A 19118-nucleotide genomic window follows, 5' to 3' on the forward strand; every position below is an offset into this window, starting at 1 on the left:
CCAAATCAGGCTCGAAATATTGTAATCTTCGTGCTACATAATGCACAAATCTGAAGTGCGAAGGTAGCAAATGCCGACACCACATAATCCACCCGCCGCTGTGCGGCGCGCGCTGCGCAAGCTTGGTAAGGACATCCGCGACGCCCGCCGGCGTCGGCGGCTGCCCATGGCGATCGTGGCGGAGCGTGCGTTCACCTCGCGCTCCACCCTCCAAAAGATCGAGGCAGGGGATACCAACGTGGGCATCGGTATCTATGCTGGCGTCCTTCAAGCGCTCGGCTTGCTGGAAGGTCTGAGCCAGGTCGCCGACATCGGTAACGACGCTGTCGGTCAGGCGTTGGCCAGCGCAGAGCTGCCCAAGCACGTTCACCTCAAGCGGGCGCCGGAAGCCTCTCGCGATGGCTGACTTTGAGGTCCATATTGACCGAGACGGCCGGACGCGCCCGATCGGGCTGGCACGAAGCAATCGCGTTCGAGGTACGGAGACCATCCTCTTCGAGTATGACGGCGCATGGCTCGACGATCCTGATCGTTTCTCACTGGAACCTGCCCTCGCCCTGACACGCGGCAGCTTCGCCCCTCCCGCCGGACTGGTCACCTTTGGTTCTATCGGCGACTCAGCGCCCGATACATGGGGTCGCCGTCTGATGCAGCGGGCCGAGCGTCGCCTTGCCGAGCGCGAAGGCCGCGCGGTGCGCACCCTTGCGGAAAGCGATTATCTGCTTGGCGTCGCCGACGAAACCCGTCTGGGCGCACTGCGATTCCGATGGGCAGGCGAAGACGCATTCCAGGCACCAATCCGCGCCGGTGTTCCCGCTCTGATCGAGCTAGGACGGCTGCTTCAGATCACCGAGCGGATTCTCCGGGACGAGGAAACCGACGAGGACCTTCAACTCATCTTCGCCCCCGGCTCCTCCCTCGGTGGCGCGCGGCCGAAAGCCTCGGTCATTGATCAGCACGGACATCTTTCCATCGCGAAGTTTCCCAAGGAGACCGACGAATACAGCATGGAGACCTGGGAGGAGATTGCCTTGCGACTTGCCGGCCAGGCCGGCATCGTCACCCCGCACCACGAATTGATCGAGGTGGCGGGAAAGGCGGTGATGCTCTCGCGGCGCTTCGACCGTTCAGGGGCGATCCGTATTCCATTTCTATCGGCAATGGCGATGATGGGCGCCAAGGATGGAGAGAGAGGCAGTTACCCGGAGATCGTCGATGCCCTCGCGCAACATGGCGCACAAGGGAAGACGGACGCTCACGCCCTCTATCGGCGCGTCGCCTTCAACGTGCTCATTTCCAATGTCGACGATCATCTGCGCAACCATGGCTTCCTCTGGCGTGGCAAGGCAGGTTGGTCGCTCTCTCCCGCCTATGACCTCAATCCAGTCCCGGCCGATCTCAAGGCGCGGGTGCTGACGACGAACATCGATCTCGACGAAGGTACCTGTTCGCTCGACCTCCTGGAGGCCGCATCGGCGTTTTTTGCACTCACGCTGCCGCAAGCACGCGCCATCATCAAAGAAGTCGCGGTTGTCACCGCAACGTGGCGCGATACCGCCAAGGCCGTCGGCGCCCGCTCGGCCGAAATCACGCGCATGGCCAGCGCCTTCGAACACAGTGACCTCACCCGGGCGCTGACGCTGTGAGGGGTGCGTGTGAAAGGATCCATGCCTCACGCGAGGTGAGCCGGTGTTCGTCAGGCCGCTCCGACAAGGAGCATCACCGGATTGGACCCTGGGCCGGGTCAGGGCGGCTTCTTCCAAGAACGAGCGCGCTCAGTTGTGAACAAGCAGGCGTTGTGGTAGACATTTCAATGTCATGGTCACCTTCGTAAAATTCGACGTTGAAACGTACAATCGCACAAAGGCTGCGGGCACGCCGAATTGTACGCACATCGAAGAAGAGTTTCCCGACATCGAGATGATCACTGACAGCGAGGGCAATCCCACGCTGGGCGGCAGAATTGGCTATGCTTTGGCCTATGCGCTGATGGCGGGCTTCATCGGATACTTCGTCCTGTTCATTTGAACGGTGTCATTCGCGTAGTTTGGGATCGTGGAAGAAGCCGTGGTCCCGGCCGCGGTTCACCTCGCCCTGCACATCGGCCGCGCCCTGGACGCGCTGCCCTCGCATGGTCTGCGCGGCCGCGCGCGTGCCTTCAAGCTCCGCCTTACCGGCTTCGATGATATCCGCCGCGCCCGATTGTCGCTCACTTCCCGGTCCCACGGGCAGGCCGCCAACACCTTGCGGCCGATACGCCGCCCGCACATCGGCCGCACTGTCCACAGAGGGACGGTGGACGTCGACCAACTCAGGAGCATGGAGTTGGCCTTCGATCTCGGAGCGGATCGAGGTTTGCTTGTCATGCATCCAGCGCGTGATCATCTCCTGGCGCACGGCGCGCTGCTGATCCGTCAGATCGGTAGCCCAGAGTTCCGGCGCATCAAGCCCAGGGTTCGCGACCTGCTGATGCCGATACCATTGCGCGAGATCCTGACTTAGATTCTCGCTCAACTGCATGCCGTGTGTCTCGGCATAGCTCGCGTCACGCGAGAGCTGTTGCGACAGTTCATCAAGCCGTCGCGCGGTTTCCGAATAGGATTTGGCCAGCGCCAACGAATCCTCGGTGCTCGTCGAAGAGGAGTTCGTCGTCGACGCGCGAGCGAAGACACCGCTGCGGGCATAGGTGCCGTCCGACATCGAAGCCCCGGTTCCGCTTGCATGTTCGTCGCGGACCCCACTGGACGAGGTATTCCCGCTGTCGCTGCTCCGGGAATCATCGGTTGTCCAGTTCATGGTGTCCATCTGGCTACCTGACTTGGAAACACTACCACTAATACCGGGTAGCCCCTTTCCACCACCGCCACCTTTACCCCGACCACCAACGCCGGCTCCGATGGTCCCGCTCACCTGATCGGAAATCTGCGCCTGACGGTCGTGGCGTCCCGACACCCGCTCGCTCTGCGAAATCATGGAACGCTCCTCGAGGCCCTGTGTGCTACTACCCGTACGCCGATCGAACTGCTCGACCGAGCTATTCGCCTGACTCCCGCTACTCGAATCCCACCCACGGGTGTGCTCGGCCGAGGTTCCCCACGCGCTACGATTGGCGTGGGTCGCCGTCAGGATCTCGTTGGCCGCATTCTCATAGGCTTGCGCCTGCCGGTGCGCTTCACTCGCCATCTCACGCCATTCGGCGACCGATCCAGAGGTCATCGTCGGCGTGAAGCCGAGGCGCGAGATCGCCGCGGATGTATCGTAGACCTCCTGCCCATTGCCGAAGCCCGTCACCATCGCGCCATTGTCCTGGCGCCATCCAAAGCTCGCGCCTCCGCCCATATAGGTCGGTGCTGTCGACCACTGATCGGCCTGCCGCATATTCGATGTCGCGTTCGCCCAACTCACATTGCCATAGGCGTAGTTTCCGGTGGTCTGCTCGAGCGCGGCTGCTTCCGCGGCGTTCTGCGCCGGCGCCAGCATCGACATAGAATGGCCGGCGATCGACATCGCGCCGCGCGCCAGCCCCGCGGCAAGAAAGGGCACGCTCATGAGCATGAACCCCGCGATGGTCGCGGTTTCGCCGTTCACCGCGCCGATCCCTGCATAGCTCGCAAGCGACACCCCGCCCCCGGCAACCCCGGTCGCCGCCGATGTCGCCCGCGTCATGCAGATCATATGCAGGATGACGTAAAGCGGGCCCCAGGCTGCGAGGTAGAAAAACCCCATCGTGTAACCCTTGAGCGAACTCAGGCCCGTCTGCGGCATGAGAAACAGGGGAAAGATCACCGGAAACATCGCGAAGAAGACGACCGTCAGGACAATGTTCAGGATCGGTACCCAGGCCATCGCCTGCTGGGCGATCGAGTTATAGGTGTTGCGCGCTTGAATGTCGGCACGGGTCTGCGCGAACGTGTCGATCGCGGCCGCGCCGGCGCCACCGGACATACCATTGCGGGCCTGCATGAACGCGTTGATCGCTGTATTCTGGCGCATCACCTCCGCATAGCTGCCACTTGCGCCGGTGAAGGCCGCACTGACGATGGGTACGTCATGCTTCAACTTGTCCGCCGCCAGCGCATTGCTCAGCTTGGGATAGGCCTCCTTCCCCCAGAGAGGTGTGTTGGCCTCGATCATCGGCCCCCATTGAGCATCGAGCGCCTGGTAGGCCTGCCGGCAGGTGACGATGAAGCTATGGACTGTTCCGTCGCCCTGACGCTCGAGCCACTGCTGCGACCGAGCCTGCGACCCTGGCCCTACCGCGGCCCAGAGGTCGGTCGCCTTCGCCAGCGTGGTGAGCGATTTCTGATAGAGCATCACATCGCCGAACAGGCAGTTCTTGAAGTGGTTTTCGAGATTGGTCGAGAACTCGGCATCGCGGATGATGAAATTGCGCGTCGCATCGAACAGCCGCGCGCCATAGACCATGCCGTTGGTCGAATAATTCAGCTCGTTTGGCATGACGAACACCGTTTCCGCCGTCCGGGTCAACCAATCGCCGACCTGGGTAGTAAAGCTGGCGAGGATGCCTAATCCCATGGGCACGTTGTCGACCGTCGCCGGCACGAGGCTCGGGTTGATGCGATCAGTGACCTTGATGTCGACGGTCGGCACCATCAGGCACAGGTAGATCGCGGTCGCCTGCAGAAACCAGTTCAGCCACGCCTTGTAGTTGAGCGTGAAGGCCACCACGAGCAACGAGTAAATGAGCCCCATCACCATGACGACGCGGATCAGAGAGCGATAGCCTCCGCCGCCCGACCAGGCCGCGACCGCGTTGAAGATGTTTACGAGATACTCGCCGCCACCGACCGTGAAAACCTCAAGCATGGCCTGCCCCCGCGCCTAGTTCAGACCCTGTGCGTTGAGACCGCGCGAGAAATTGAGCGCAGCCGCCATCCCCGGCGTCATCGAATTCTGAAGCGTCGATTCCAGCATGATGCTGCGATTTATGATCTGCATGGTGACCTGCAATTTGTTGTTCAGCCGCACGTCACGCTGGCTGAACCTGGCCCGTGTCGACGCGATCTGCTGCTTCCACTGCGTCGCGGTTTCCTGGTCGAAGGTCTGGTAATGAACCTTCGCCTGCTCGACCCGGTCGAGCATATTATCGAGCATGGCCGAAAGCAGATCGACCGCCACGATCTCCGACAATGTCTCTATCTCGCCTTCGGTCAGCGCATAATGGGCATAGGCCTGAACGCTCAGGATCTTGTAGATCGGCACCGTCGCGAGATTGAGGAGCTGCTTTTCGGCCGCATCGAGCGGCGTGTCGGAGCGAATCTTGTCGCTCATCGACCGGATCATCGTGCCGATCCGCGGACGAAGTGCCGAGGAAGCCGGCACCGAGAGCGTCTGCTCACCCACATCGTAGCAGTTCTCGTCGTTACATCTGAGGATCCTGACGGGAGGGGCATCCGCCGTGCCATCGAGCAGCGCGGTTACCACCGCTTCCTCGGCGGGCCCGAACATGACCACCTTGCCGCCGACACTCGGATCGGTCGGCGGCGTTGTCACGACCGTTCCGACCAGGGTCATGACATATTCCGAGAAATTCTTGTCGAATGCTCCGAATTTCGCCGATTTCCTGAGGGCCTCCCATGTGTAGTTGTGCGGCTCCCCGATAAGCTGATCCTTCATCGACGCATCGGTGTTCCCGGCAATCGTCGAATCCCGCCGATTGCCGTTGTTGCAGCCCTGCCGCGCGGCGGCCCAGTCCGAAAAGACACCCTGGCTGTTGCCCACCGCTTCGCAGATCGTCGCGCGCGTCGTCTCCATCTGCGGCCAGATCCCGCCGACCAGCGCCTGCGCCGTCTCGCAGCTCGAGATATTCATCTGGTTGAGCAGCTGTGCCTTCTGGGAGAATTCATCCATCACCTTGCCGATCTCGGGCGATACAGAATCAATCGCGAGCTTGAACGCGAAGCCGAGCGCGTTGTTCGCGGTCGCCTTCAGCATGGCAATGATCTCGGAGGCGTTGATGAACGAAAAGCTTCCGCTGAACAGATCGATGCCCCCGCACCCGGCGCGGGCGCTGGGAAGCTGCAGGTTGAAAGGCTGCACGCTCTTTTGCGGAAAACGCGTCCAGACATTGCCCAGCGAATAATAGCCAGCCGACTGCCCCTGGAATGCCGATGGTCCCGTGACGTTGGCAGCGCCCCCGGCGTCCGAGAAGAAACTGTTCATCTCGGAGGCGACATCGGCGTGTGCAGTGCCGGTGACAGCGAGATTGGCGACCGCGACCATGCCAGCCCAACTGGCAGTGCTGCGAATGACGCGGCGAATAATGCCGCTGCCGCGATCCTGTCCCATCAGAAGTCGCTCCCCACTCTGGTGTTGGTCAGCGCGAAGATTCGGTCCATGATCTCGTCGGCGCTCAGAATCCCGTAGCCTACGGGGATGGTGCGCTTGGTGGCCGTGTCGAACAGCACCAGCGCCGGTGTTTCATTGCCCGGGATTCCCATTCGCGCTCGCTGACCGGCGTCCACCACATAGTTCGGGAAATCCCGGCTCGGACCGCCATCCATCGAGACAGCCATGACCGCCATCCGATGGCTGTCCGCAACGGAGCGCAGGATCGGTGAGAACAGGTCGCAGGCGCCGCAGCTCTGAGCGTAGAAGTAGAAAAGGCCGTAGCGCTGGCTGAGGCTGGCCAACACGGCATCGCGATCCGCACGCCGGTTGTCGAGCCAGGCGCGCTTGCCGACCGTCGAAACCGGCCGCTGCAGCGTATAATCGAGGTCGGGGTTCTGCCAGAGCGCCCGCTGCCAGGTATCCGAGAAGGTCGACGCACGGTCGAGCTGTTCGCGCTGGAAGCGAACATAGGCGATGACGTTTTCCTCGCTCGGATCGAGGATTGCTTTCGCCTTCAGTTCGTCAAGCTGGCGCGTGATCGCGGCCATGCGCTCGACCGAACTTTGTTGCGGACCGGCGGACACCTGCCTTTCCTGCTCGGCAGGCATGGGCTTGCTGCAATAGAACCATTGCCCCAGCCGGCGCTCGGCACAGTAGAAGTCGTCGCTGGCATCAGTCCTTTCGACACCGTCCGTTGTCGCGCCCCGCGATTGCGCCAGAACCGGTACCGCGACACCGGCAAGCGAAAGCGCCAGCAATGGCGCAACCACAATGCGAAACATGGACGAACTTCCTTTCCGGAGATTCCTTTCGCGGCTCGGAGGACAGGCGCGGAAGGAAGAAGTGATTGGGATGGCGCGTGTGGTGCCGCGCGTGGAGGTCAGCAGCGCGCCTCGAGGCGCGCCGGGATGATCCGGCGCTTGAAGCCGATGTCGGCCTGCGCACCGGGCAGGCCTGCTATTTGCCGTGCAGGTCATAATAGCCTTGAATTTTCTGCTGGATCTGGGTCATCGTCTCGACCTCGTCCGGGAGCCGTGCGGCATCCACGAACTCGGCATAGACCTCGGTGAAATCCATCACCGAGAGATCAAGGCGCGCAAACTCGTCGATGGTGAAGCCTAGGCACTGCTCGCGCTTCGGCGCGCCCCAAGGCCTGCCGAGCTGGACCCTTCCCTGCTCCTGAAGGATACGGCTGAGTTTACTCTCGAAGCAGCAATAGGCCGTGCGCCGGGTCTTGCAGATGCCAAGAAAGCTCGACGAACAATAGGTCCCGACCTTGTGACAGAAGCCCATGCGGTCCTTGATATCGAGCCTCATCTCGCTCTGGGAGCAAGCGAAGAGCGTCAGGAACGGGGTTGCCAGCGCCGCGACCGCAGTCGGACCACCGGCCAGTGCCGCCGCCCCGGCGCCGACGGTCAATAGGCCGGACACCTTGCCGGCGCAGCAGTTGATAAGCCCGAACACCGGCTTGTGGCAGGTTTCGCGCGTGCCCTGGAAAACGGTGAAGTTGTTCTCGTCGAATTCCTTGCCGGCCTGATCGATCGCATGCAGCGCGACCAGCGCGTCCTTGAACTCGGTCGATGCCTCGCGGACGATCGGTTCGCAGTCACCGTTGATACAGTAGACATCATCGCCGCAGATATATTGCGGCGCGTCGCTCACCGCGCCGCCAGGGGTCGGACAACGGTAAATCCGCTCTTCAACCTGGCACGCGCCGTTCAGCTCCTCATCCAGGCATTCGGTCCGCAGGAAGCTGCAACTCGCATTCGTCTCGAGTGCGGTGCAATCATTTCCGCTCGAGAACGCGTGGCACATGTAATCGCGTTTCCACGCCCAGCATGCCTCGGTGATCGGCACTCCGTCTATGATGCGGGTCTCGGGACCCTCAACGCAGACTTCTGCGCCTCCATCGGGCAGGCACATCCCGTCGCCGGCGAGGTCGCCGCAGCTATCAACCCGTCTGGTGACGATCTGATTGGTGCTGCCCGTCGCATGCCATGAGGCACCGGTAACCGGGCTGACTTGCATGGCGATTGGCAGGTCGGCTGAACATTCATACTCAGTCGCATAATAATCGTCGCAATATTTGTTATCGGGCCACGGCCAGCCATAATCGCGATGGGCGGCGCACGCCTGCTTGACCACGCCGGTCGGCTTGCAGACACCGGATGCGGCATGAGGGACCATGGCTGCACGGCGCGCGAACGGCGTCCCGTACGCATTATCGGGCACGACATAATATTTGTATGACGTAATCGTCGTGACATCCCGGACCATTCGGATGAAACACGAACGTGGTCGCTCCTCAACTTTGGTGCCCGCATTGCAGGTCGCCTCATAATATCCCGCACCACCCGTTGCGGGCGGCAAGGGCGTACAGCTACCCGAGGCGCCACTCATCTCCTCCCCCTCCAAAAAGGCTGCCGGGTCCTTCTCGACCGCCGTGGCGCGTGCCGTCGTTTCGAGGATCTCGGCATTGCTGAAGGTCGGGCGCGTACGATCGGCGTCCGTGGCGATGCGGTACTGCTCGTTCGAGGACTTCGTCGCGGCGGCCTCAGCCTCCATCCTCTCGGGGTTATCGAAGTAGGCGCCCTGTGGAAGCGACGTCCCGTCATATCCCGGCACCGCCTCCGCCCGGGCGCTATCCGCGGGAACCAGCGTCGAATCCTGCCGCTTTTCGTTGCCGAGCGCCCTCCCCTCCTGGCGCGCTTTCTCGACGGTCATCTGGGCAACCGCCGGCGAACTGGCCATCAGGACCACAAGCAATACCGCAACGGACGCCCATATCCTCACGGCGTGGTTTTCCGGAGATTGGCGAGACCCACCGCCGCAACGCCCGCACCGGGGCCATTCCCGTCCGCGAATGACGTCAGCGCATATTCGACCGTCACATTGCCGATCATCCGATCGTAGGGTGGAAGCTGGGTCCGGCAGGAAAAGCCGGCGCAAAGATCGAAATCCGACGAGACGGCGATGTACGTCGGCACCCCCTGGACGTCGAAGGCCCGGAACAGCCTCGGATCGATGCCGATATTGGCAAAATCGTCCTGTCGTTCGACGATCTTGCCAAGCGCTTGCGAGAACGCCTTCATCGAATTGTTCGGGAAGCCGCGAAACACCACGACGCCCCCTGCCCTCGCCGTGTCCTGGATGAGCTGCCGAAGCGCCTTTGGCGGCATCGACAGGCTGGCAAAGGCAATCAGCTGCGGGGCCTCGCCGCCACTCGCCGCGGCGTTCGTCGCCGCGCCCTGAACGATCTCGTCAAAGTCGATCGGGCCGGCCGGGCCGGTTGGCAGATCGGTAGAGGCCACACGCTGCATGTTCTCCATGCCGCCCTCGCGCACCGTGACTGCCTCGTCCCGGAACGCATCGCCGCGGTCCTTGATCTGGTCGACGAAGGCCTGTGCGTCTGCCTGCAGATCCGCCGACTTTTTCTTGATCGCCTGCACGTCGATCCCGTCGACGGTTTGAGCAAGAAGGGCCGTCATACTGGCCGCGGCGACAAGGCCGAATGCACCCAAGGTGAGAAGTCGCATCGCCCCCTCCTTCACAACACGCAGCAGTTGCGTTTGCGCCAGACGAGATAGCCCATGTCCTCGCCACCCGCGGGGTAGGCGCGGCCAGCATCCGGCGGCATGGTCGAGGCCCCGATCGCCGAACAGGCGAAACGCCCGTTCACGGTCGGGATCGGATTGGTCATCTGGAACCGGTATTGCTGCTTGCGCATCACCGGCATCAGATATTTCTTGCAGAGGCCGGCCGAGCCCATCGTGCCCCAGGCGAGCGCCTGCCGGTGCATCTTGTAGGCGAAGCGGGACAGCGCGAGGCGCGAGGACTGCACATGGCCGATCGAGGCTGGGATGTTCCCGTTCAAAGGATACATCCCGCCCTGGCAGCCGGCGCACCAGAACAGCTGGTCGAGCGGCAGGTTCACCGTTCCGGCGATGCAGTCTCCGGCACAGGCGGCTTTGGCCAGCGGGTTGGCGAAGATGATCGCTTCGGGATTGATCAACGCCGCGAGGGAGTCATCCTGCCAGAGGGGATCGACCTCGGTCATATAGGCGATGTCGAACGACGCCTGCTCGAAGCACACGAAGTCGGTCAGTATCTCCATCCAGTAAAGCAGGGGATAGACATACCAATGGACGTGCCACTTGGCGGTGCTCTGCGATCGTCCCCCGACCATCGAAGGCCCTGCCAGATAGCCCTGGCCGATATCGAAGCCCGGAGCGATGCGGACCCCGCCTAGATTGGGGAAGCACCAAGGCTTCATGGTAACGTCCGCGAGCCGCGCCGGCTCCCAGAATCCCACCGAAATCCCGATGCGCGGCAACGGATCTGCGCAGGCACAGATCGGTGAGGCGGGATTGTTCGTGTCCGGTCGGCCACTCGGCCAGATCTTCAGGCCGCCGACGGAGAGGGGGAACAGGCAGGACCAGCAGACGTCGGTGATCGGATTCACGAATTTGCCGTTGCAGGTAGGCCCGGCCGCCTGGGCGCTCGGCGCGAAAGCAATCGCGCAGATTGCGATGAGCAGCGCACCGAAGATCGTGCGAACGGCGCGCATCATTCCCGCTCCCCCAGCTGATCGAGATAGGCCGCGTCTGCCCGCTGCTTCGCCCGCAGATAGACGATGGTGAGCGTCAGCGTCGCGGTGAGCAGAAGCGCGATCATGCACGGCGCCGCCTTGCCCAGATGGTCCTGCAGCGGCTCCAGGAGGATTACCGAGCCAGCCAGCGCGACACAAAGCGACAGCCAGGCCAGACGCATCACCCGCAGCCTGATCGTCTCAGGAGCCGCCATGGGCGTCCGCAACATGTCCAGCCACAGCGGCATCATCCGGGCCTCCCCGACTTCACGACGATCTCCGACACCCGCATCGTCCTGCCGTTCTGGCTGACGACGGCGGGCGTGTGCTCGATGCCGAAGGTCCCGGTGAGCCTGCCTTCCTGGTCGAAGTAGAAGCGCCGCTGCTTCGCGGTCATCTGCTCGATCGGCGAACCGTTCACGAAGATGATCTTCGCCTTGAGGTCGGTATAGCGCGATGTTGCCCAGGCGAGCTGCGCGGCATCGTCCCCATCGACAAAGACCAGGTCCTGCTTGATCGCAACGAAGTCGAGCGGGTTCACCCGGTGCCCGGCCGCGGCGATGAGGTTACCCTTCTGATCGCGAATATCCCGTTCGATGGCGATGCTCGGGTCATAATCCCAGCTCCGGGCAGTCCGTGCAGGCGTGACCCCCTCGACAGGCTTTGGCCTGCGAACACGCTGCTCAACGCGCTTCGCAAACACCTCATTCATCCGTGCCAGCTCTCCGCTCTCTTCTGCCCCGCGAAGGCGCGCTTCGATCGTTGAGAGAAGATCGGGCTCGATCACAGGGAAGGTTTGGCCAGCATGGCCATAGTCTCTGGCTTCACTGCGCATCGGCCCGATGAGCAGCAGGGCCGCGGCCATCGGCACAATTGCCGCGCTGGCTGTCAGAATGGCTTTCATAGGATCGGCTCCCCCGTACCGATGATCTGCTTGCCGCAGACGAAGCCGATTTCGGCATAGCGGCTGTCAAAGCCGTCCATGTGCGGCGTTGCCGCGAAATAGCACCCCTTGGGAACCACCCCGGTCGCGCCAGGCGTCAGCGGCTCTCCGGCCTTCGTGAACGGTTTCATGCGAACCGTCGGCACGCCATTGATCAGGACCTCGAAGCCATCGTGACCCACGACATCGCCGCCGACACCATAGACCTTCTTCCCGAACATCCTTGGCTTGGGTCCGAAATGACGTTGCATCAGCGGGCTCGCCGGTGGATCGAAGAAGATGAATTCGCCCTTCGCCGGCATGCGTCCCCGATCGATGAGAAAAGCCCAGTTCGGCAGGGAATGCGTCGTGTTGATCAAAAAGAGATGCTTGTCGCGCCACTCGGCGAGCGCCTGTAGAACCACGCAGCCCGTGATGAAGGCCCCGAGCAGAAGCCAGAGCCGCCCGTTGGGGCGCCAGCGCCGGACCGGCCGGTTAGCGGCCGCCGCTGGCATCGGGACCTCCAAAGGTTGAGACCGACGCCCCTGGCTGTCCATATTGCGGCCGGGCCATGGGCGACGCTTGCGGCATCTGCGCCGAGACCATGGGGTCGAGATATTCGGTGGGCTCTGCAGGTTGACCCGGGATCACCGCTTGCGGCTGCGCTGCCAGCATGGCCTGCTGCTCAAGCTGCTGCAGCTCCAGAGCCGACGCCTGCTTCGGCCGCGCCACACCCGACGCATAGACCGCATCTTTGAGCTTGTCGGTAATGTCCGGGACATTCTTTGTGAGGACCGCCTCGCCGACGAGGACAATCTGACCGCTCGAACCTCGGCGCTGGAGCTCATCGTCAAGCGACGCCATGAATTTGCGCATTTCCGCCTCGACCTGGGCCGGTGGCGACGCGGATCTCGCCTGGGCCTGGACATATTCGCCGACAATGGTGGAGAGCCGCGCGGAGACGATGCTCTCCTGCTTCGGTGTAACCAAAATCTTGGTGACCCACATGCCCCAGACCAGGGCGGCGAGAACCATGAGGCCCACGAGCATTTGCAGACGGGTGAAGCCCCCGAAAATCGCTCGTTTTGCGCGGCGCGCCGGCTGCGAAGCGGGCTTCGGCAGGTCGAGCTCGGTCTGTTCAACCATGATCAGGTTTCCCTTCTGGCAATGCCGCGGGCACGATTTTCTCGCGCCGCAGGACGATCAGCCCGGACGCAACGACGAGATGCGCGGCGATAAAGAGGTGCTTGAATGACGCGATCCGCTCAGGGGTCGCGCGGACATAGCGGCTCGTCAGGTTGTTCAACTGATGCATGAGCCCGTCGAGCGAGAAGCCGCCCAGGGCGAGAAAGAGAAGCGTGAACAGACCCCAGGTCAGGAGCAATGTCGATGCAGTGAAACCAATCAGATGCAAATAGAAATGGAGCATCGCCCGAAGGTCCGGCAGGCGGCCGTGCTTCCGGGTTGCGGCTTCCGGCGGAGGGCTTGCTGTCCCCATGGCTCACTCCGCCGCCTCGGCGATGTCGTCATCACCGTGCGAGGCCCATTTTTCCGGATTTTCGGGGTAGGCAACGCGCTCGATCGCCTCGTCCATGCTGAACCCCTGGGCCACCAGCGCTTCGATCGCCGCGTAGACCGCCGGGCTCGAGGAAAAGACGGTGGCCGAAAAAGGATCGAGCACGAGGCGGCCGACCGCCAGCGTTTCCGGGCCCTTGATCAGGATATCGGAATATTCGCGGCCGTTGATCTTGAGCGACCGCAGCAAGGCGTCGGTGTAATCGTCCATCTCGAAGCGGTCGTGCTTTTTGAAATCGGCGATCGTTTCGGGCTTTTGCTGAAGGATGACGAACCAGTCCGAATTCTCGAGCGCCGCGACGGACCCGGCCGACTTGTAATAGTCGTTCAGCGATTGGGTCGCGGTGACCAGCGAAGCGCCATATTTGCGGCAGGTGCGCGCATAGGTTTCGATGAAGTCGGCCATCGCGCCGCCGCGCAGCATCTGCCACGCTTCATCGAGGAGCAGGGCCTTCGGGGTCGCGCGATCGACCTTGCGCATCATCTGCTGCGACATGAACATGATCGCGGTCAGCACGACGCTGCGCAGTTCCTCGCGAGAGGACAGATCCGAGAGTTCGAATACCGTCAGCTGCGCGGATAGCTCGAACGAGACCTCCCCCTGGAAGAAGCGTCCATACGTACCGCCCGATGAAAAAGGGCGCATGGCGATACCGAGATCCATGGCGAGTCCGTTGCCGGTGGCGTCGAGCGCGGCGATCACGTCGTCGATCGATCCGTGCCGTCCCATCTCGGCCCAGACGCTGTTGACGGCGCCGTCGATGAGGCCTCGCTCGGTGTCGTTCAGCCGGTCGATGTGGCGCGACATCTGGTTCACGATGGCCTTGAGCATCGCCATGCAATCGAGGAGATAGTCTTCATCCGTGGCGGCCAACTCCTCGTCGATCATGCTGAACGGGTTGAGGCAGAAGCCCGAGCCAAGCGTGAACTCGACGAACGCCCCGCCCTGGAGCTTCGCCGAATGCTCGAACGAGCGTCCGTCATCGATCACGACAACACGCGCGCCGGCACCGCACAGCGACGCGCAGAGCTCCTGCAGGGTTACCGATTTGCCCGACCCGGACTTGCCGAAGACTGCGACATTATGGTTGCCCGCCGCATTTTCGAACGGACTCCAGAAAAATGGCTGGCCGCGCCGGCCGATCAGCATGAGATGGGGCACCTGCCCACCCAGAAACTCGCCCTGGATGGGTGCGAGGTTCGCTGCCGTGGTCGTCAGAAGCGTGCGCATCCGCTTCATGCGTTCGAGATCGCGCGAGAGGCCATTCGCCATCGTCATGGGCATCGCACACAAAAGGCCCATGATCTGCAGGTAGCGGTCGTCGAGCAGATCCCAGCCCGCCGCGCGGTACACCGATTTCAGCACACGTTCGTTAGCGTCACCTTTTCCTTTGGGCGAGAAAGCCGTAACCGAAAAGAAGACGCGCACCAGCTTGCGCCCCTGGCGCAGTTCGTCGTTCACATAGCGCCATTCCTGGCTTTGCTCGCGCAGCTGCGGCAGAAACCGGGCCGATTTGGAGTCCGCGAGACTCGTGGTCCGCATGAACTTGAAGCTCGCCTTGTTGGTAGACGCCTGCAGGTCGGGGAATTCGACGCACAGATTGGTCGCGACCGGGCACGGCATCCGGAGCTTGTCCGTGAACATGTCGCCGATCAGCCGCGCGACATCCCATGGCGCCCAGCGGGTCGGCAGGTTCCGTACCGAGAAGGACCGAACGTCGAAGACGTCGGGCAGGATCTCACCGATCTCGGGCGCTTCATCCACCGTGTGCCCGGTCGGCCGAAATCGCTCGGTGCGCAGCAACATGCGATCGGGCTCGATATGCAGCTCGACATCCCGGCGTACCGCCTGGTCCGCGATCGGGTCGAGCGGATTGTAATTGACCACGTCTTCGCCAGCGGCCGTCGTCGGGGAGGTGATGTCATCGACCCAGCCAATAAGATCCGTCGGATCCATCTTGCGCGCCGAAACATTGATCGACGCGAGCGCCGAGATCAGGCCGTCCATGACGGCCACAATCTCTTCGACCGACACGTTCGACGATTCCGGTGTCGAATAGGATATCGCCACACGGTGATTACGCAGGCAAAAGGGCGCGTCGGCGGACAGCGACTGCCAGACACCATCGGTCAGGAAATCCACCCGGTGCTTGGCCATGCGCTCATAGACGCCGCGCGCCGAATAGCGCGGAAGATACCAGCGCGAGAGACGCTCCGATATGCGCGGGCTCATCCACTGGTGGAACTGGAGGCAGCCTGGCGCGGGGATCGCTTCAGACAGGAACTGGGTGAGGATCTCGCCCGTGCGCTCGTCCGCGCCTATGAGCGGCGCAGCCTCGACGACGAAACCTCGCGACGCGCTGTTGTAGAAGATGCCCGTCTTTGCGTCGAAGCTGCGATAGGGGAGCCAGTCGGCCAACATGGGAACGCCAAGCGCGGGCCGATCGGCATCAGGCCGCCGGCTGTCGCCGAGAATGCCGGACATCAAGCTCTCGATCATACCGGCCTTGCCCGCCATCTCAGTTGTCCTCCCGCACGGCAGCCGGAAAATCAGCGGCACGAACCGTGGATGCGCCCGCCGATGGCGCGGTTGGAACGGCGCCGCTTTGCGCGGCCGCGTCCCGCGCGCCCTCGGCCGCAGAACCTGCTATCCTTTGGTAGATTGGGTCTTGCTTCACGCGTTCGACCGCCTGAACGCCCGCGGCGGAAACGCCGACCTGGGGTTTTCCCGCGGCTAGGTCGGCACCTGCGTTACCGCTCGCCGGCACCTCCGCGGGGGTCGGAGGCGCCGGCGAGACGGCCGCGGACGGAGGATGCGCTGCACCATCCACCGTCGCAGCACCACGGGCGCTGCCTGTCTTGGGAGCGAGACGGGTCGCGACATCAGCCTTGATCGCCTCAACGGGATCAGGTTTTCGCGTGCGGGCAGCCGCCACAACCGCCGGGTCCGGCATGCCCGGATCAACGGCAGCGAGCGTTCCGCCCGGCGGGTCCACGCGATCGACAGCATCGGCAAGCGTCTCGGGGCTGCCGGACCCATAGCTCAGTCGGGCGGAAGGCACGACTGCTTGCCCAAGCGCCTGTTGCCATTCTCCGTTCGCGACAACCGCGCGGACAGCGCTCGCCTCATGCAGGCGGCCCCGTTCATCAATATAGGGCTGGAAAACGATCCTCAGCACCTTCTCGCGCGTCCGGGCGGGATCAGCCGCAGCGATCCTGGCAGTCTGCGGCGCGGCGGCGCGATTGACCCGGCGCGCCGAACCACGCGGGGTACTCGCCGCGGGACGTGTATCGCCATCCGCCCCTTCGGCGGAGATCATGGCAAGCGCACGATCATCGATGGTCGAACTCGGAGCGCAGATGCCATCGGGCGCGGCACAGGAAAAGTCGCCGCGAATGTTCCCGCCGAATGTCGCGCATCCACCGAGCGCCACAGCACTGCACAACGTGAGGGCGCAAGCCAATGACAAGCGCCGGCGCCGAGATGCGCTCCTCGTCATGACTGCGCCTCCTTGAGCCACTTCTCGAGGAAGGCGCGCGGCCGATACCCCTCGAGCACCGCCCCGTCGCTGCGCACGATCACCGGCGTGCCACTGAGCCCATGCCGGTGCGCGAAGGCCTCGTTCGCATCGAGGCCCGAGGTATTGCAGGCAGGCCCCGCCTTGATCGGCGCCCCGGCATAAGCGGCATGAAGCGCGGCTTCGCGGTTCCTGGCGCAATAGACCCGGTCCGCGACATCCCGACTGCCCAGCACCGAGATCGGTCGCTCAACGACTCGCACGTTCATGTCCTTGAGAACGCCCGTCAGGGCACGGCAATAGCCGCACCGGAAATCGGAAAAGACCGTGACGGTCTGACCGGACGGATTGCCCCAGATAATCGCGCCATCCCGCGGCAAGCTGGAAAGCGAAAGCTTGCGCGCTTTCGCGGGGGCGACGGGGCGCTCAATCCGTGTCGGCGCAGCCGCCAGTTGCTGCGCCCCTTCCTCCTCCCCGCCACTTGCCAGCGCATTCGCGCGCGCGGCCGAGCCGACCAGCATGTCGGGATTCATCTCGAGCAGCCGCGCCGCCGTGATGTCCTGCCGGGTCTGCATATCGTAGACCCGGCCGATCACGAGGTAGCGCGCCCCGGAATCGACATAGAAGAGATTCTCGCCCGCGGTGATTTCGCACAGTCCGCCGACCTTCCCGCAGTCGATCGCCGTTACAGACGTCTTGGGCAGCCGGGATTTCAACAACGCCCGGACACGATCCTCGGCACTGCTGGCATCGGCAGCAAGCGCGATGCCAGCCAGGCTCAGGCCCGCGGCGGTCGCGACCAAAAGGCGCGATCGCCGGGTAAGCGAGCGGATACGGTCAATTGCGGACATAGACACCCTCCAGGAAGACAATTTCGACGTCGATTCCGGTCGGCATTTCAATGACCGGCTGATATTGCTCGGCGCGCTCGATCAGATATTTCGAGACCATGTCGCCCGTCTGGGCCATGCCCTCGCCAAAGCCTCCCTCCAGAATCTCACCGGTCGAGAGCTTTTCGCGCTTTCCGTTGGTGGTGATGTTGGTGCCTTGGAACACGCTGTTCGCGTTCGCTGAGAAACCGCGGCCAAAGCCGCCGGCCAGACCCGCGATGAACGCCTGGGTGACGAGCGAGCCCTCGCGGGACACAACCCGGCCCCGCACCCCGGTCTTCCCGCCGAAGGCGAGGAAGCCCTTCACCTCGGACACTGCATAGCGGCCGCCGGGCTGCGGGCAGGTCATCTTCTGCAGCTTCACATAGACTTTCTCGCTCGAGAGGTCACCGCGCGCCGCGCCATTGACGAGACAGCCCTCGATCCTGGTCGTGAGCAACCGCCCGTTCTGGTAGACCGAGCGAGCCGGACCAGTGACGCGCAGGACGACAGGAAGCGGGTCTGTCTGGCTGTTGACGCCGGCACTGGCATCGACGCCGACAATGACCCTGGCCCGTGCGAAGCTGTTAGGCGGCAGATAGTTGATGCTGTCGGTGTAGGTGGTATTGCCCTTGGCGACGCGCGTGGCGTTACCCGTCTCAGCCGTCGAGAAGCTGACAAGTTTGACCTCGCTCGGCCCACCGATCGCGCCGCGGCCCGGACCCCCTGTTGAACCGTCCGGCCGCTGATAGCCCTGGGGTCCGTTCGGGCCATAGAGCGCCGCCGGTCCAGGCGCCGGAGCGGCGGCCGCCTGACGTTCGCTGATCTGCCGCCTCAGTTGCTCATTTTCTGACTGATACGCCGACAAAACCCGCTGACCATCGGCCTGCATCGCCTGATTCTGACCCTTGAGCGTCTCGACCTGGGCCGTCAGCATCTCGAGCCGCCGGTTCTGCCCGTCGATCGATTTGAGCTGGTTTTCCGTCGACTGGAATCTGTTCTCCGAGAGCGCCATCCACTCCTGCTGGGAGAGGTTGCGATTCACCAGATCCTTGGTCGAGACGGTGACCTCGCTGACGCCATCCTCACCGAGTTTCTCGCTGTCCCCGCCGCTGAAAATCCAGAAGGAAGACAGGATGAGGCCGCCGCCCGCTACGCCTGCCAGGAGCAGCCGCTGCTTCCTTCGAACCGCCTCGTTCCCGGCAAGGTCGCCCGAAAGCGGCGAGACGCCCTCGCCCGTCCCACCATCGAGGGGAGGACGCTTACGGTTCAAGAAATCGGATAGGGCCATGTCC

Annotated in this window: 18 protein-coding genes; 3 read left to right on the forward strand and 15 right to left on the reverse strand. The window is 63.1% G+C overall.

Annotated features, from left to right (window positions below):
- Window positions 1-70 precede the first annotated feature (70 nt).
- The 3 genes from L3X40_RS00415 (at window position 71) to L3X40_RS00425 (ending at window position 2028) form a co-directional block, all read left to right on the forward strand.
- A complete protein-coding gene (locus L3X40_RS00415) occupies window positions 71-406 on the forward strand; it encodes a helix-turn-helix domain-containing protein (RefSeq protein WP_145075592.1) in 336 nt (111 codons plus the stop codon).
- Window positions 399-1646: a type II toxin-antitoxin system HipA family toxin gene (locus tag L3X40_RS00420; protein WP_145075589.1), complete on the forward strand. Its 1248-nt coding sequence runs from the start codon at window positions 399-401 to the stop codon at window positions 1644-1646. Before L3X40_RS00415 ends, L3X40_RS00420 begins: the two co-directional genes overlap by 8 nt.
- Before the next feature lie 172 nt (window positions 1647-1818).
- A complete protein-coding gene (locus L3X40_RS00425; RefSeq protein ID WP_145075586.1) occupies window positions 1819-2028 on the forward strand; it encodes a hypothetical protein in 210 nt (69 codons plus the stop codon).
- Window positions 2029-2034: 6 nt separating this feature from the next.
- On the opposite strand, the gene L3X40_RS00430 is transcribed toward L3X40_RS00425, so the two are convergent.
- From L3X40_RS00430 to L3X40_RS00500, 15 genes are all read right to left on the reverse strand, one after another.
- Window positions 2035-4827: a conjugal transfer protein TraG N-terminal domain-containing protein gene (locus tag L3X40_RS00430; RefSeq protein WP_145075584.1), complete on the reverse strand. Its 2793-nt coding sequence runs from the start codon at window positions 4825-4827 to the stop codon at window positions 2035-2037.
- Window positions 4828-4842: 15 nt separating this feature from the next.
- Complete coding sequence (locus L3X40_RS00435; protein ID WP_445177133.1) at window positions 4843-6309, reverse strand: conjugal transfer protein TraH; 1467 nt, start codon at window positions 6307-6309, stop codon at window positions 4843-4845.
- Window positions 6309-7133, reverse strand: coding sequence for a conjugal transfer protein TraF (locus L3X40_RS00440; RefSeq protein WP_067105015.1), 825 nt, complete (start codon window positions 7131-7133; stop codon window positions 6309-6311). The genes L3X40_RS00435 and L3X40_RS00440 overlap by 1 nt, the downstream gene beginning before the upstream one ends.
- A 175-nt stretch (window positions 7134-7308) precedes the next feature.
- A complete protein-coding gene (locus tag L3X40_RS00445; RefSeq protein WP_184205017.1) occupies window positions 7309-9102 on the reverse strand; it encodes a conjugal transfer protein TraN in 1794 nt (597 codons plus the stop codon).
- 38 nt (window positions 9103-9140) lie between these two features.
- Window positions 9141-9887 carry a type-F conjugative transfer system pilin assembly protein TrbC gene (gene trbC, locus L3X40_RS00450; protein WP_145075581.1) on the reverse strand — a complete coding sequence of 249 codons (747 nt, stop codon included), beginning with the start codon at window positions 9885-9887 and terminating at the stop codon, window positions 9141-9143.
- 11 nt (window positions 9888-9898) lie between these two features.
- Window positions 9899-10921: a conjugal transfer pilus assembly protein TraU gene (gene traU / locus L3X40_RS00455; RefSeq protein WP_237363770.1), complete on the reverse strand. Its 1023-nt coding sequence runs from the start codon at window positions 10919-10921 to the stop codon at window positions 9899-9901.
- Window positions 10918-11187, reverse strand: a complete 270-nt coding sequence (locus tag L3X40_RS00460; RefSeq protein WP_237363841.1) for a hypothetical protein — start codon at window positions 11185-11187, stop codon at window positions 10918-10920. The genes traU and L3X40_RS00460 overlap by 4 nt, the downstream gene beginning before the upstream one ends.
- Entirely contained in the window at window positions 11187-11804 is a 618-nt protein-coding gene (gene traW / locus L3X40_RS00465) for a type-F conjugative transfer system protein TraW (RefSeq protein WP_237363772.1), read from the reverse strand. The genes L3X40_RS00460 and traW overlap by 1 nt, the downstream gene beginning before the upstream one ends.
- Before the next feature lie 35 nt (window positions 11805-11839).
- A complete protein-coding gene (locus L3X40_RS00470; RefSeq protein WP_237363773.1) occupies window positions 11840-12376 on the reverse strand; it encodes a S26 family signal peptidase in 537 nt (178 codons plus the stop codon).
- Window positions 12357-13007 carry a TrbI F-type domain-containing protein gene (locus tag L3X40_RS00475; RefSeq protein ID WP_237363774.1) on the reverse strand — a complete coding sequence of 217 codons (651 nt, stop codon included), beginning with the start codon at window positions 13005-13007 and terminating at the stop codon, window positions 12357-12359. Before L3X40_RS00475 ends, L3X40_RS00470 begins: the two co-directional genes overlap by 20 nt.
- Window positions 13000-13359 (reverse strand): hypothetical protein, encoded by a 360-nt coding sequence (locus tag L3X40_RS00480; RefSeq protein WP_092958486.1) that lies wholly within the window; start codon window positions 13357-13359, stop codon window positions 13000-13002. Before L3X40_RS00480 ends, L3X40_RS00475 begins: the two co-directional genes overlap by 8 nt.
- Window positions 13360-13362: 3 nt before the next feature.
- Window positions 13363-15954, reverse strand: coding sequence for a type IV secretion system protein TraC (traC, locus tag L3X40_RS00485; RefSeq protein WP_092958484.1), 2592 nt, complete (start codon window positions 15952-15954; stop codon window positions 13363-13365).
- A gap of 1 nt (window position 15955) precedes the next feature.
- Window positions 15956-16936: a TraV family lipoprotein gene (locus L3X40_RS00490; RefSeq protein WP_092958482.1), complete on the reverse strand. Its 981-nt coding sequence runs from the start codon at window positions 16934-16936 to the stop codon at window positions 15956-15958.
- Complete coding sequence (locus L3X40_RS00495) at window positions 16933-17805, reverse strand: DsbC family protein (RefSeq protein ID WP_092958480.1); 873 nt, start codon at window positions 17803-17805, stop codon at window positions 16933-16935. The genes L3X40_RS00490 and L3X40_RS00495 overlap by 4 nt, the downstream gene beginning before the upstream one ends.
- Window positions 17792-19114 (reverse strand): TraB/VirB10 family protein, encoded by a 1323-nt coding sequence (locus L3X40_RS00500; protein ID WP_092958478.1) that lies wholly within the window; start codon window positions 19112-19114, stop codon window positions 17792-17794. Before L3X40_RS00500 ends, L3X40_RS00495 begins: the two co-directional genes overlap by 14 nt.
- Between the last annotated feature and the right edge of the window lie 4 nt (window positions 19115-19118).

Source organism: Rhizorhapis sp. SPR117, assembly GCF_021742065.1.

What these genes read in the sequence shown, in the direction of transcription:
- L3X40_RS00415 (WP_145075592.1), top strand. Translation starts at nt 71, where the DNA reads ATGCCGACACCACATAATCCACCCGCCGCTGTGCGGCGCGCGCTGCGC.
- L3X40_RS00420 (WP_145075589.1), top strand. Translation starts at nt 399, where the DNA reads ATGGCTGACTTTGAGGTCCATATTGACCGAGACGGCCGGACGCGCCCG.
- L3X40_RS00425 (WP_145075586.1), top strand. Translation starts at nt 1,819, where the DNA reads ATGGTCACCTTCGTAAAATTCGACGTTGAAACGTACAATCGCACAAAG.
- L3X40_RS00430 (WP_145075584.1), bottom strand. Translation starts at nt 4,827, where the DNA reads ATGCTTGAGGTTTTCACGGTCGGTGGCGGCGAGTATCTCGTAAACATC.
- L3X40_RS00435 (WP_445177133.1), bottom strand. Translation starts at nt 6,309, where the DNA reads ATGGGACAGGATCGCGGCAGCGGCATTATTCGCCGCGTCATTCGCAGC.
- L3X40_RS00440 (WP_067105015.1), bottom strand. Translation starts at nt 7,133, where the DNA reads ATGTTTCGCATTGTGGTTGCGCCATTGCTGGCGCTTTCGCTTGCCGGT.
- L3X40_RS00445 (WP_184205017.1), bottom strand. Translation starts at nt 9,102, where the DNA reads ATGGCCAGTTCGCCGGCGGTTGCCCAGATGACCGTCGAGAAAGCGCGC.
- trbC (WP_145075581.1), bottom strand. Translation starts at nt 9,887, where the DNA reads ATGCGACTTCTCACCTTGGGTGCATTCGGCCTTGTCGCCGCGGCCAGT.
- traU (WP_237363770.1), bottom strand. Translation starts at nt 10,921, where the DNA reads ATGATGCGCGCCGTTCGCACGATCTTCGGTGCGCTGCTCATCGCAATC.
- L3X40_RS00460 (WP_237363841.1), bottom strand. Translation starts at nt 11,187, where the DNA reads ATGCCGCTGTGGCTGGACATGTTGCGGACGCCCATGGCGGCTCCTGAG.
- traW (WP_237363772.1), bottom strand. Translation starts at nt 11,804, where the DNA reads ATGGCCGCGGCCCTGCTGCTCATCGGGCCGATGCGCAGTGAAGCCAGA.
- L3X40_RS00470 (WP_237363773.1), bottom strand. Translation starts at nt 12,376, where the DNA reads ATGCCAGCGGCGGCCGCTAACCGGCCGGTCCGGCGCTGGCGCCCCAAC.
- L3X40_RS00475 (WP_237363774.1), bottom strand. Translation starts at nt 13,007, where the DNA reads ATGGTTGAACAGACCGAGCTCGACCTGCCGAAGCCCGCTTCGCAGCCG.
- L3X40_RS00480 (WP_092958486.1), bottom strand. Translation starts at nt 13,359, where the DNA reads ATGGGGACAGCAAGCCCTCCGCCGGAAGCCGCAACCCGGAAGCACGGC.
- traC (WP_092958484.1), bottom strand. Translation starts at nt 15,954, where the DNA reads ATGGCGGGCAAGGCCGGTATGATCGAGAGCTTGATGTCCGGCATTCTC.
- L3X40_RS00490 (WP_092958482.1), bottom strand. Translation starts at nt 16,936, where the DNA reads ATGACGAGGAGCGCATCTCGGCGCCGGCGCTTGTCATTGGCTTGCGCC.
- L3X40_RS00495 (WP_092958480.1), bottom strand. Translation starts at nt 17,805, where the DNA reads ATGTCCGCAATTGACCGTATCCGCTCGCTTACCCGGCGATCGCGCCTT.
- L3X40_RS00500 (WP_092958478.1), bottom strand. Translation starts at nt 19,114, where the DNA reads ATGGCCCTATCCGATTTCTTGAACCGTAAGCGTCCTCCCCTCGATGGT.